Below are 14,171 nucleotides of genomic sequence, written 5' to 3'. Positions count from 1 at the left end.
TATTTTATGATCTGTTTATTTAAAGTAAATACCTATTCTTTAATCTTTATGAGCACTAAAAAACATTTTATTCAAATAGTAATTGGTTTACTTTTTCTAGGGTTCGCAAATGTAAATGCACAACAAAAGGCGATTCGAAAATTACATTATGCACCTGAGGAAAATGCTTTTGTTTTAAAAAATGGAAACCGAAAATTCAATCGTGCTTTGTATGGTTCAAATACCGGTTTTAGAGTAGAAACGGGCGATTTGCCTGAGTTTGCTATGTATATGCCAGGAATGGGAGGAAATTTTAAACTCGGAATTGCAAACGGTAAAGAAAGCAAATGGATTACAGAAGCTTCTAAAATTGATACAAGATATGTTTTAGGAACTATGCATTATACGATTGAAGATGCAATTCTAGGAAAGGGAAAATTGTTTGTTGATGTAGTAGCTTTAAAAGAAGAGGAAGGTTTTATTGTCAAAGTTTTTGTTGAAAACATCGCTAAAAACACCAATTTGATTTGGGGATTTGGAGGTGCAACAGGAAAGAAATTCAGTCGTGATGGCGATATTGGAGCAGATCCAGAATCTGTATTTTATTTACAGCCAGATTATTGTTTGAATAATAAATATACGTTACAAAAACAGTCCTTTTTGTTGGAGTACGGTTCTGAAAGCAACAAACAAAAAACAGGAAACAATAAAAGTTTGCGTGGGTTTTTCCCAGAATCAGCAACACATTTAAGTAATGCAAAACAACAAAAAACGCCTTTGGAATTATATAATTCAAATGCTGAAAATTTGCCCGTTCTTTCAGGAAAGTTAAAAAGTATTTCGGAAAAAGGAAATTATTGGTTGTTTTCTACAAACGATTTAAAAACAGACGTTTCGCAAAAAGGAATTGCACAGCTTTACGAAAAATCGGTTCAGGAAACACAGCTTTTGGCAAACAGAGTAAAAGTTAAGACACCTGATCCTTATATTAATAATTTAGGTTTTGCACTTTCAATTGCTGCAGATGGAATTTGGGAAAGTCCTGCGTATCTGCATGGTGCCATTGCGTGGAGAATGTACCTAAATGCATGGCGTGGTGCTTACACGGCAGATCCTTTAGGTTGGCATGACCGAGCAAAATCGCATTTTACAAGTTATAGCAATTCACAAGTTACGTCACCAGAAAGTGGTCCAATTGTTTTGGATCAGGAAAGAAACTTGGCACGTCAAAAAGAAGAAATTGGGACTTCAATGTTCAGTAGCGGTTACATTAGCCGTAATCCAAACAAAAATACAGTTGCACATCATTATGATATGAACTTGGTTTTTTTCGATCAAATGCTTCGTCATTTTAAATGGACGGGAGATATTGCTTTTTTGAAAGAAATGTGGCCGACAATTGAAAGACATTTAAAATGGGAAAAACGAAATTTTGATCCCGATAATGACGGACTATATGATGCCTATGCTACAATTTGGGCGAGTGATGCTTTACAATACAGTGGAGGAGCTGTCATTCATTCGTCAGCCTATAATTATTATGCCAATAAAACAGTTGCAGAATTGGCAAAAAAAATTGGAAAGGATTCAGCTCCTTACGAAAAAGAAGCAGAGAAAATTTTAAAAGCTTCAAAAGAACAACTTTGGGTTTCAAAAAAAGGAATTTTTGCTGAATATAAAGACGCTTTAGGAAACAGATTATTGCACGATTCACCAGGAGTTTGGAGTATTTATCACACAATTGATTCTGAGGTTTCAAATCCTTTTGAGAGTTATCAAATGTTGAGTTATGTAAACAATCAGATTCCGCATATTCCAATTTCGGCAGAAGGCTTGGATAAAGAAAATCTGTATGTAATCAGTACAACAAATTGGCAACCTTATACATGGTCAATCAATAATGTGGCTTTGGCAGAACAATTGCACACTTCACTGGCTTTTTGGCAAGGAGGACAAGCTGATAAAGCATTTAAAATGTGGGAAAGTGTTTTGATTGAAAGTTTGTATTTAGGTGCTTCTCCTGGAGGTTTTGAACAGCTTTTGTATCAAGATGCAATGCGTGGCGAATTGTATCGTGATTTTGCCGATCCAATCGGAATGGCATCCCGAACTTTAGTAGAAGGACTTTTCGGAATTCAGCCAGACGCTATTGCAGAAGTTTTGACTATTCAGCCTGGTTTTCCATCTGATTGGGATGAAGCCTCTTTAGAAGTTCCAGATGTTTCTATTGCTTTCTACAGAAAAAATAAACAAGATACCTATCATATTGAAAATCATTTTACTTCAAAAATGAACTTAAAATTGGTTCTCAATGCACCTTTTGACGGAATTGAAAATATTAAAGTGAACGGAAAAGACGCATCATATAAAGTAATTTCAGAAAGCATCGGAACTCCAAAAATTAGTATTGAAGTACCTTATAATGCAATGTATGATATAGTTGTGAATTGGAAAGGCGGAACTTTTAGAAAACTATATACTAAATCTTCCTATAATTCAGGAGACGCATTAAATATGATCGTTAATAAAGGAGAAATAGTTTCATTTTATGATCCGCAAAGTGTTTTAGGAAAAGTTGAAAAAACAACTGGAACTTTTCTGTCAACAGTAAATGGTGAAGGAAATAAAACCTTTTTTATTCAATTGAAACAAGGTGATTTTTCTTGGTGGTATCCGGTTGATTTAAATATAAATTCTAAAAAAGAATCAGATTTGGTTGTTGCAAATTGGGATCTTCCATTGGATAAATCCCAACGTGCAGAAACGATTTCTCTTTCGAATTATTTCAATGCAAAAGTTACTGATATTTATACGAATGAATATTTGTCACCAAGACCACAGACAGTAACATTACAGCTTCCAAAACAAGGAATTGGAAATTGGTGTTATCCAAACGTTTCCGTAAAAATTGATGATACGGGTTTGCGTGCAAAGGCAAAACAAAGCGGTGAAGTAAAGACACCAAACGGAATCCCGTTTAAAACGCCTTCAGAGGAAAATCAGAAAAATATAATTTTTACTTCGATGTGGGATAATTATCCAAAAAGCATTGATATTCCGTTAACCGGAAAAGCTTCACATGTTTATTTCATGCTGGCGGGAAGTACAAATCCAATGCAGAGCCGTATCACAAATGGAGAAATCACGATACATTATACCGATGGCACTGCTGAAATTTTGCCTTTAAAAAATCCAGAAAACTGGTGGCCGATCGAACAAGATTATTTCGTTGACGGTTTAGCTTTTACAACTGATGCACCAAAACCACCAAGGATATATTTGAAATCAGGTGAAATTTCGAGAGATTTTAAAGATTTTACGCCCATCAAAGGATTTTCAAATTACGGAGTAGACGGAGGCGCAGGAACAATTTTGGATTTGCCTTTAAACAAAAATAAAACATTGAAAAGTCTGACTTTGAAAACTATTGCAAATGATGTTGTGATTGGCTTGATGAGTGTGACTTTAATTAGATAATTTGTCAATTTGATCATTAGATAATTGTTTACGAAGCTAAGTGCAGTCGAGGAAATTCAAAAACCTGAAACCTGAAACAAAAAATATATAACCAAATGAAAAAATATCAATTTATTACTGTATTTCTGTTTTCTCTTTCGCTTTTAGCGCAACAGAAAATTGATCGAAAAGCGCTTGTTAACAGGCATAATGTTCAAATTACCGCAATAGATACTTTAGCATCTTTGACCGTTGGAAACGGAACTTTTGCTTTTACTGTTGATGCAACGGGATTGCAGACTTTTCCAAAAACGTATCAAAACGGAATTCCATTAGGAACACAATCAGAATGGGGATGGGACAGTTATAAAAACACAGAGAATTTTAAATTTTCAGAAACCTTAAGAGATTATCAGCAGTATGGCAGAAATGTATCTTATACGGTTCAGATAAAAGAGCCAAAAAGAAAAGTTGATGCGATAAACTGGTTCAGACAAAATCCACATTTATTACAGTTGGGGAATTTAGGTTTTGAAATTACAAAGAAAGATGGAAGCTTGGCTAAAGCATCTGACATTAAATCAATTTCTCAAAAATTGAATTTATGGACAGGTGAAATTGAAAGTTATTTTGAAGTAGAAGGAACTCCTGTTACTGTTTTAACAGCTTCACACCAACAAAAAGATGCAGTTGGAGTAAAAGTAAAATCAGAGTTATTACAGCAAAAACGTTTGAAAATCAGTTTAAGAATTCCGTTTCCAACTGGAGACTGGGCTGATTTTGGAACTAAATATGAAGGAAAACAAAATTATACGAGCACTCTAAAGCAAAAATCAAAATCGGAAGCTGTTATAACACATGTTATGGACAGTATTTCTTATAATGTGGATTTGAGCTGGAAAGGAAATGCGGCGATTAAAAAAGCAGGAGATCATTATTTTGTGGTGGAAGCATCGAATACCAGTACATTAGAATTGAGCTGTCTTTTTGCTTTGGCAGATAAAAAATCGGTTTCAAATTCTTCTTTTGCTGAAATAGAGAATAGTAGTATAAAAGGTTGGGAACAATTTTGGTTAAGCGGTGCTGCAGTTGATTTTTCAGGAAGTACAGATCCGCGCGCTAAAGAGTTGGAGCGAAGAGTAATTCTTTCGCAATATTTGACCAAACTACAATGTACAGGAAAAGTTCCGCCTCAAGAAACAGGATTGACTTATAACAGCTGGTATGGAAAACCGCATTTAGAAATGCATTGGTGGCATGGTGTTCACTTTGCCCTTTGGAATAGACCAGAATTACTAGAAAAAAGTCTTCCATGGTATCAGAAAGTTTTTGATAAAGCCAAAAATATTGCCAAAAGACAAGGTTTTGAAGGAGCAAGATGGCAAAAAATGACAGATCCTGATGGGAATGAAAGTCCGTCGTCGGTGGGCTCATTTTTAATTTGGCAACAACCCCATTTTATCACATATGCCGATTTAATATATCGTGCTAAACCTACAACAGAAACATTAAATTTATATAGTGAGCGTGTTTTTGAAACGGCTAATTTCATGGCTTCATTCGCAAATTATGATAGTAAAACGGATCGTTATGTTTTGGGACCTGGAGTAATTCCTGCGCAAGAACGATTTAAGGCGATGGAAACTTTTAACCCAACTTATGAATTGGCGTATTGGAATTGGGCTCTGAAAACGGCAATTGCTTGGAAGAAAAAATTGAACCAGAAAGTTCCTGAAAAATGGGAAACAGTTTTGGCAAAACTATCAAAACTTCCAGTTTCAGGCGATGTTTATCTGGCTACAGAAAGTGCAACAGATTCTTATACAAATCCTGAATTTAAAACAGATCATCCATCAGTATTAGGAACTTTCGGAATGCTTCCTGAAACTTCACTTTTGGATAAAAAAATCATGAAAAATACTTTTGATCTGGTTTGGAAAACTTGGTCTTGGGATAAAACCTGGGGATGGGATTTCCCGATGACAGCAATGTCTGCGGCGCGTTTGCAAATGCCAGATAAAGCTATTGATGCTTTGTTTATGAACGTTACAACAAATACCTATTTAAAAAACGGGCATAATTATCAAGCCGAAAGATTAACGCTTTATCTTCCTGGAAATGGTGGTTTGTTGACTGCAGTTGCCATGATGTGTGCTGGCTGGGACGGATCAACAGAAGAAAATCCGGGTTTCCCGAAAGATGGAACTTGGAAAGTACAAAGCGAAGGATTTAAGAAGTTTTTTTAGAGATTCTGAGTTGCTAAGGTTCTAAGGGGCTAAGTTTTTAAAATTGAAAAAGTATCTAATCTCGCAAAGAATTTTAAAAATAAAACTTTGCGACTCTGCGACTTTACGAGATTAAATAAAAAGCCTGTCTGAACTTAAAAATCTGCTTGAAACAATTAATCAAAACCAAATAAAACTATATGAACAATACTAAATTCATTTCATTAATAATGCTTTTCATAGGTCTGACAGTTTTCAGTCAAAGGCAAATGGAAAATCTAGATCGTGGCGTTGTTGCGGTTAAAAATAACGGTCAGTTTTTTATTGGTTGGCGTGTTTTAGGAACAGATCCAGATCATCTGGCTTTTAATTTATATCGAAAAAGCGGTAATAAAAAAGCCATAAAACTGAATGACAAACCGATTTCTGGAGCAACCAATTTTATAGATGTAAAGGCAAGTTCGCAAGAAGAAAATACTTGGTTTGTAAAAACGGTTTTAAAAGGAAAAGAAAGTGATGCGAAAGGAAGCTTTACAATTCCTGCTTCAAGTCCAGATAAAGATTATATGTCAATTAAATTAAAAGAAATAGAAGGGTATACTGCAAATGATCTTTCGGTAGGAGATTTAGATGGCGACGGAAAATATGATTTGATTGTTCACATGACTGGAAAAGGACATGATAATTCACATACAGGAATTACAGATCCACCAATTTTCCAGGCTTACACTTTGGATGGGAAATTTTTATGGCAAATTAATTTAGGCAAAAACATTCGCGAAGGTGCTCATTACACGCAATTCATGGTGTATGATTTGGATGGAGATGGAATTGCAGAATTGGTTTGTAAAACTGCAGATGGAACAACAGACAGCCAGAATAATGTAGTTGGAGATGCTTCAAAAGATTGGGTAGATCGTGATCCGAATTCGGGAACTTATGGTAAAATTTTAAAAGGCCCAGAATATCTTTCTGTTTTTGATGGAAGGACGGGGAAACTGGTTACAACTGTCGATTATATTGCAGAACGTGGTGATTTGGCAGGCTGGGGCGGACATGGTGGAAGTGGTGGAAATGATACAAAAGGAAATCGAATGGATCGTTTCCTTGCCTGTATTGCTTATCTAGATGGGGTTCACCCAAGTGTTGTGATGTGTCGTGGTTATTACGGAAGAACGGTTTTGGCAGCATGGGATTTTAAAGATAAAAAACTGACTTCAAGATGGGTTTTTGATAGCAAAGATGCTGAAAATCCATATTCAGGAATGGGAAATCATAATCTTACCGTTACGGATGTTGATAATGATGGAAAAGACGAAATAATTTACGGTTCCATGTGTGTAGATGATAACGGAAAAGGTTTATATACAACAGGTTTTAGACATGGAGACGCCATTCATGTTTCCGATTTAGATCCAGATCTTCCAGGTTTAGAAGTTTTTGGTATTCATGAAATTGAAAATGGTACCACAGGTCCTGGAGTTACAATTTTTGCTGCTAAAGATGGAAAGGTATTATTTAAAGGTTCTATAAATGAAGATGTTGGGCGTGGTGTTGCAGACAATATAGACCCGACGCTAAGAGGTGCGCAATTTTGGTGGGGTGGTTCTCCTGATTTATATGATATGAAAGGAAAAGTGGTTGGAAAAGCGCCAAGTTCAGTCAATTTTCTGATTTATTGGGATGGAGATACTTCAAGAGAACTTCTGGATTCAAATTATATTGATAAATACAATAAAGGAAGATTGTTCACCGCAACTGGAGCTGTTTCAAACAATGGAACAAAAAAGAATCCAGGGCTTTCTGCTGATATTTTAGGAGACTGGCGCGAGGAATTGATTTTAAGATCGGAAGACAGTAAAGAGCTTAGAATTTACTCGACTACAATTCCAACTGAAATAAGACAATATACTTTAATGCATGATCCACAATATAGATTAAGTGTTGCATGGCAGAATGTGGGGTATAATCAGCCTCCACATACTAGTTTTTATATGGGAAAAGACATGAAACCTGCACCAAAACCGAATATTTATTTAGTAACTAAGAAATAGGAAAAGTTTTTAGAGTTACAAAGAGACAAAGAGAGAGGAATCTCTAGGTTTCTGAGTTTTTTTGATCTTCATTTTTATAAGCTAAGTATATAAGAGTCGTAAAGTTTAAGAAGATTATTTAACTACCTCCAGCTTTAACTGGAGTTTTTTTTTTATGTTAATTATAAAAACTTATCTAAAAAAATACATTTTGCTTTGTTGTGTAAATACAAATTTGATAATTGTGAAAGCTGTTGTAATAGTGTGCTAAATATGATGATAATGTAATAATGTTTAATTAAATTTTTAAATAATTGTATTCTTTTAACAAAAAAGTATAAAAAGCATAAAGGATAGTACAGGACAGTTTTGTTTTTGACATTTTTTTATTTTACAAAACCAAATTACTGACGGACTAACCACAAACAAAAAAAGATTAAATGGAATCAATATTAGGAATCATTTTTCATTCTATCGGGGGATTTTCTTCGGGTAGTTTTTATATGCCTTTCAAGAAAGTAAAAGACTGGGCCTGGGAAAGCTACTGGCTTGTCGGTGGTGTTTTCTCGTGGCTTGTCGTACCTCCTGTAGCGGCTTATTTAACGATTCCTGATTTTACCGATATCATCATTGCAGCTGCTCCGTCGGTAAAGGCATTGGCATTTGTGATGGGACTCATTTGGGGAGTGGGTGGATTGACCTACGGATTAGGCGTTCGTTATTTGGGAATGTCCCTCGGAAACTCGATCACTTTGGGATTCTGCTCGGCTTTTGGTGCCTTGATCCCGCCGATCTATTATAATTTCAATGCAGTGGAAGGCAAAGAATCCATCAGTGACATGTTTTCCAATTCAGGTGGGCAGATGGTTCTAGGAGGTGTATTGGTATGCATTATAGGTATTGCAATATTAGGAAAAGCAGGAATGCTGAAAGAAAAGGATTTTGCAACAGGCCATGAAGACAAGGACAAGGATTTCAGTCTGGTAAAAGGTCTTATCATTGCTATCGTTTCTGGTATTTTAAGTTCGTTCTTCAATTTCGGAATCGAAGCTGCAAAACCGATGGCGGATGTGGCCAATGAATCTTGGAAGGCGCTTCATCCGAATCAAGGAGAATTTCTGTTCCAGAACAATGTAAGCTACATTGTGATCCTTTGGGGAGGTTTGACGACCAACTTCATCTGGTGTCTATATCTGAATTTTAAAAACAAGACTATTGGTGACTACACCAATAAATCTACTCCGATAACCAAAAACGTTTTGTTTTCCGCACTAGCTGGAACCATGTGGTTTCTGCAGTTCTTCTTCTACGGAATGGGGGAGAGCAAACTGGGCAATGGTGCCAGTTCATGGATCCTGCATATGGCCACCATTATCCTGACAGCGAACTTTTGGGGATTTTATTTGAAGGAATGGAAGGGTGTTTCTAAAAAAACATTCAGGGCTTTTGCCTTGGGAATCGCCCTTATGATGCTTTCGATCGTTTTGGTAGGAATTGGTAACTCATTATAAACAATACAAGAAAATAATATAAGTATATGTCAAGTACAAACACAATCAATACAAATTTTAAGCATGTAAGCTACCTTTGGGATGATGCTAAAGCCGCAGCATTGGCGGGAGATGAAGTAGGGCTTTTTATTTATCGTTCCAACCTTTTGGGAGCCGATCTAAGACTGACCAACTACGGAGGGGGAAACACTTCTGTTAAAATTACCGACAAAGATCCTTTAACGGGGGAATCTTCCGAAGTAATGTGGATCAAGGGTTCTGGTGGAGATATCGGGACTTTGACCAAATCAGGCTGCGCTGCTTTGTATTTGGACAGACTTCGTAATCTTGAGAACGTCTACAGAGGCATCGAATTCGAGGACGAAATGGTGGAACTGTTCAACCACTGTATTTTCGATTTAGCGTCAAAAGCACCTTCAATCGATACGCCTTTACATGGTTTTCTTCCATTCAAACATATTGATCACCTTCATCCGGATGCGGCTATTGCAATCGCTGCTGCGAAAGATGGAAAAAAAATCACTGAAGAATTATTCAACGGAGAAATCGGTTGGGTAGGATGGCAACGTCCAGGATTTGATCTTGGTCTTCAGTTAAGAGCTTGCTTGGAAGAAGCAGCTCAAAATGGTAAAAAATTACGCGGAATCATGTTGGGTTCTCACGGATTGTTTACTTGGGGAGATACTGCATACGAAAGTTACATCAATACACTTGAAGTAATCGAGAAATGTGCAACTTATCTTGAAGAAAACTACGGAAAAAAACGTCCGGTTTTTGGAGGAAAGAAAATCGACAGCCTTCCAGAAGCAGACCGCAGATTGAAAGCTGCAAAAGTGGCTCCAATCTTAAGAGGTTTCTGTTCTTCGGAGCGTCAGATGATCGGGCATTATACAGATGATGCAAGGGTGTTGGAATTTATCAATTCTAATGATCTTTCAAAGTTGGCTCCATTAGGAACTTCTTGTCCAGATCACTTTTTAAGAACCAAGATCAGTCCTTTGGTTTTGGAACTGGATCCAAACGAAGATTTATCTGATGTTGATGCAATTAAAGCAAAATTAACTCCTGCTTTTGAAGCTTACCGTGCCATGTATAAAGATTATTACAATGCATGCAAAAAATCAAATTCACCAGCAATGCGTGACCCGAATCCGGTTGTGATTCTATATCCTGGAGTTGGTATGTTCACTTTTGCCAAAGACAAGACAATGGCACGTTTGGCATCTGAATACTATATCAATGCAGTAAACGTAATGAAAGGTGCAGAAGCAGTTTCAGAATATACTTCTTTGCCTCACCAGGAAGCTTTCGATATCGAATACTGGTTGTTGGAAGAAGCTAAACTACAGCGTATGCCAAAACCAAAAGCGTTATCTGGAAGGGTAGCCTTGATTACAGGTTCTGCTGGAGGAATTGGAAAAGCTATCGCTAAAAAATTCGCTCAGGAAGGTGCTTGTGTAGTTATTAATGACATTAACGAAGAGCGTCTGGAAGGCGCTACGGCTGAGTTTACCAAAGCTTTCGGCAAGGATGCGGTTTCAAGCACTTTATTAAACGTTACTGACGAAGTGAGCACAGAAAAAGCATTGGATGAGGCTTCATTGGCTTTTGGAGGTGTTGATATTGTAGTAAATAATGCTGGTATCAGTATTTCAAAATCCATCGCAGACCATACATTGGAAGAGTGGGACAGATTATATGATATTTTGGTTAAAGGACAATTTATTGTTTCCAAAGCCGGAATCGAAGTAATGCGCAAACAGGGATTTGGAGGGGATATCGTGAATATCGTTTCCAAGAATGCTGTAGTTGCTGGTCCGAACAACCCTGGTTATGGTTCGGCAAAAGCGGCCCAGGCACATCTGACGCGTTTGATGGCAGCAGAACTTGGAGCAGACAAAATCCGTGTCAATACGGTAAATCCTGACGCGGTAATCTCAGACTCGAACATCTGGTCTGGAGGATGGGCGGAAGGTCGTGCAAAAGCATACGGAATTACAGTAGAAGAACTTCCGGCCTACTATGCAAAACGTACGTTATTGAATGAAATCATATTGCCGGATGATATTGCCAACGCCTGTTTTGCCTTTGTTGGAGGTTTGCTGGGTAAATCTACAGGAAACGCGCTTAACGTAGACGGCGGAGTTGCAATGGGCTTTTATAGATAAAGATTGTTTAGGTTTTTTTACAAGTTTGTTTAAGCAAAAGTGGTTTTTTGTGGTCTAGCGTTCGAATTCATTCGGACGTTAGATTTTTTTAGACTATATCAATTTGTTTTAAACAGAGAAAACTTAACAAAAAAGTGAAGTAAAACGGGAGTTCACAGTATATAAAGTTCTATATTGTAAACTCTATTAAAAAGATAAATAACTATGTTAATCTCATCAAACCACATTGAATCTCATAACGAGGATTCATTAAAAAAACATCAAAATAAATTAGTATTTACTGCTTCTGAAATTAATGAATCAGAAGCGATTATCAAAAAAATAATCGATTTTCAAATTGCGATTCCATCTTGGGCTTTAGGAACAGGAGGAACTAGATTTGGCCGTTTTGCAGGTGGTGGAGAGCCTCGCTCATTAGAAGAAAAAATTGAAGATGTTGGATTGCTTCATAAATTAAACAATGCTTCTGGTGCCATTTCGCTTCATATTCCTTGGGATATTCCACAAGATTACAGTGCAATCAGAACCCTTGCAGCACAGCATGGATTGAAATTCGATGCCATGAACTCCAATACTTTTCAGGATCAAGCAAATGCGGAGCATACCTATAAATACGGTTCTTTGCAAAATGTAAACAAGGCAGTTCGTAAACAAGCAATTGCACACAATATTGAAGTGATTAAACACGGAATTGAATTAGGATCTGAGTCATTAACTGTTTGGTTGGCCGACGGATCCAATTTTCCTGGACAATTGAACTTCAGAAAAGCCTACCAGAATACATTGGAAAGCTTGGAGGAAATCTACGATGCACTGCCTTCAAACTGGAAATTGTTTTTGGAATACAAATGTGCAGAGCCTAACTTTTATTCTACAACAGTAGCAGATTGGGGACAATCTTATTCTTACGTTCAAAAATTGGGGGACAAAGCAAAAACGCTTGTTGATTTAGGACATCATTTACCAAATGCAAACATTGAACAGATTGTTTCTATTTTGTTGATGGATAATAAATTAGGAGGTTTCCACTTCAACGATTCCAAATACGGTGATGACGATTTGACTGCTGGAGCCTTAAAACCTTATCAATTATTCTTGATTTTTAATGAATTAGTTGAGGGAATGGATGCAAGAGGAATGAATCACGCTAAAGATTTGGGATGGATGATTGATGCTTCGCACAACATCAAAGATCCGTTGGAGGATCTATTGCAGTCTGTAGAAGCGATCATGATTGCCTACGCCCAGGCACTTTCTGTTGACAGAAAAGCATTGGAAAAAGCACAAGAAGAAAATGATGTGGTAAAGGCACAGGAAATTCTTCAGAATGCCTTCCGTACAGACGTTCGTGCACTTGTTGCAGAAGCTCGTCTTCGTTCTGGTGCAGCATTAAATCCAGTTGAATTATATCGTTCGCTTCAGGTAAGACAAAATCTTATCGAGGAAAGAGGTCTAAAAACAATGGCTACCGGCTTATAATAAGAGTATAATGAATGTAGCTGCGATTTTTGATATTGGTAAAACAAACAAGAAGGTTTTTTTATTTAATGAAAATTATAAGATTGTCTGGGAAAGGTCTGTAAATTTTGAAGAAACTCAAGATGAAGACGGTTTTCCTTGCGAGGACATAACATTGCTGCAAAATTGGATTTTGGACCGATTGGCAGAAATAAAAGAACTGAAAGATTATGTTTTAAAAGCAATCAACTTCAGCACTTACGGGGCTAGCTTTGTTTATGTAGATAAAGATGGAAAGGTTTTAACTCCTCTGTATAATTATTTAAAAGATTATCCGGAGGATTTAAAATCCCAATTTTATAAAAAATACAAGGGAGAAGAAAAATTTGCTGTAAAAACGGCTTCTCCAGTTCTGGGAAGTCTGAATTCCGGAATGCAGATTTACAGATTGAAGGAAGAAAAACCTGAAATCTTCGAACAGGTAAAATACTGCCTGCATCTTCCTCAGTTTTTAAGTTTTTTATTGACTAATGAAGCTTACGCTGATATTACAAGCATTGGCTGTCATACTAATTTGTGGAATTTCAAAAAGATGAAATACCATAAATGGCTGGTAGAGGAAGAAATTTCAGAAAAATTGCCACCTATTCATCACGGTAAAGATGTTATTAAAAACAAGGATGGCTTGGCAGTAGGAGTTGGACTTCATGATAGCTCATCGGCGATTATACCTTATACAATCAACTTTACAGAACCTTTTGTGTTATTATCGACCGGAACTTGGAGTATTTCCCTGAATCCGTTCAATAATAAACCTTTGACTTTCGAGGAGCTGCAGCAAGATTGTTTGTGTTATATGCAGTACACGGACAAACCTGTAAAAGCGGCACGTTTGTTTGCCGGAAACGAGCATGAGGTGCAGACCAAACGCTTGGCGGCATTTTTTAAGGTACCGGTTGATACGTATAAAGAAGTTTATTTTGACAAAAAGATTACTTCAAACCTGCGTTCACTTAACTATCAGATTTTTTATCCAAAGAAATACGATTTTGATATCTTAAACGAATGTCCTTTTCAGAAAAGAGACCTTTCACAGTTTAAGGATTATGAAACTGCCTATCACCAGTTGATGCTGGATTTGGTGGAACAGCAGGTTTTCTCCACCAATCTGGTGATCCACAACAGTCCGGTAAAAAAGATTTTTGTGGACGGGGGTTTCAGTAAAAACTCTATTTACATGAATTTATTGGCTGAGGCCTTTCCAGATGTAGAGGTTTATGCGGCTTCGATGGCGCAGGCGAGTGCACTTGGGGCAGCGTTGGCGATTCATCAAAACTGGAA

Annotated in this window: 7 protein-coding genes; all 7 read left to right on the top strand. The window is 36.9% G+C overall.

Annotated elements, in window-relative coordinates:
• The first annotated feature begins 48 nt into the window (after positions 1-48).
• A complete protein-coding gene (locus VGE71_RS04960) occupies positions 49-3,456 on the top strand; it encodes a DUF4450 domain-containing protein (protein WP_331137303.1) in 3,408 nt (1,135 codons plus the stop codon).
• A gap of 95 nt (positions 3,457-3,551) precedes the next feature.
• Complete coding sequence (locus tag VGE71_RS04955; protein ID WP_331137302.1) at positions 3,552-5,681, top strand: hypothetical protein; 2,130 nt, start codon at positions 3,552-3,554, stop codon at positions 5,679-5,681.
• A 179-nt stretch (positions 5,682-5,860) separates the two neighbouring features.
• Entirely contained in the window at positions 5,861-7,714 is a 1,854-nt protein-coding gene (locus tag VGE71_RS04950) for a rhamnogalacturonan lyase (protein ID WP_331137301.1), read from the top strand.
• Between the two features lie 419 nt (positions 7,715-8,133).
• Positions 8,134-9,204, top strand: a complete 1,071-nt coding sequence (gene rhaT, locus VGE71_RS04945; protein ID WP_331137300.1) for an L-rhamnose/proton symporter RhaT — start codon at positions 8,134-8,136, stop codon at positions 9,202-9,204.
• Between the two features lie 26 nt (positions 9,205-9,230).
• Positions 9,231-11,372 carry a bifunctional aldolase/short-chain dehydrogenase gene (locus VGE71_RS04940; RefSeq protein ID WP_331137299.1) on the top strand — a complete coding sequence of 714 codons (2,142 nt, stop codon included), beginning with the start codon at positions 9,231-9,233 and terminating at the stop codon, positions 11,370-11,372.
• Between the two features lie 204 nt (positions 11,373-11,576).
• The gene (locus VGE71_RS04935; RefSeq protein WP_331137298.1) at positions 11,577-12,851 is read left to right on the top strand and encodes a TIM barrel protein; all 1,275 of its coding nucleotides are present in this window, start codon (positions 11,577-11,579) and stop codon (positions 12,849-12,851) included.
• 10 nt (positions 12,852-12,861) lie between these two features.
• On the top strand, positions 12,862-14,171 hold a 1,310-nt coding region (locus VGE71_RS04930; protein ID WP_331137297.1), incomplete at its 3' end, for an FGGY-family carbohydrate kinase.

This window comes from Flavobacterium sp. (assembly GCF_036405015.1).
Taxonomy (GTDB): domain Bacteria; phylum Bacteroidota; class Bacteroidia; order Flavobacteriales; family Flavobacteriaceae; genus Flavobacterium.
The sequence above is the reverse complement of the archived record's forward strand: the minus strand, read 5'-3'. Positions and strand labels throughout refer to the sequence as shown.

Coding starts and splice junctions, on each gene's coding strand:
- VGE71_RS04955 (WP_331137302.1), top strand. CDS start 3,552: ATGAAAAAATATCAATTTATTACTGTATTTCTGTTTTCTCTTTCGCTT.
- VGE71_RS04950 (WP_331137301.1), top strand. CDS start 5,861: ATGAACAATACTAAATTCATTTCATTAATAATGCTTTTCATAGGTCTG.
- rhaT (WP_331137300.1), top strand. CDS start 8,134: ATGGAATCAATATTAGGAATCATTTTTCATTCTATCGGGGGATTTTCT.
- VGE71_RS04935 (WP_331137298.1), top strand. CDS start 11,577: ATGTTAATCTCATCAAACCACATTGAATCTCATAACGAGGATTCATTA.
- VGE71_RS04940 (WP_331137299.1), top strand. CDS start 9,231: ATGTCAAGTACAAACACAATCAATACAAATTTTAAGCATGTAAGCTAC.
- VGE71_RS04960 (WP_331137303.1), top strand. CDS start 49: ATGAGCACTAAAAAACATTTTATTCAAATAGTAATTGGTTTACTTTTT.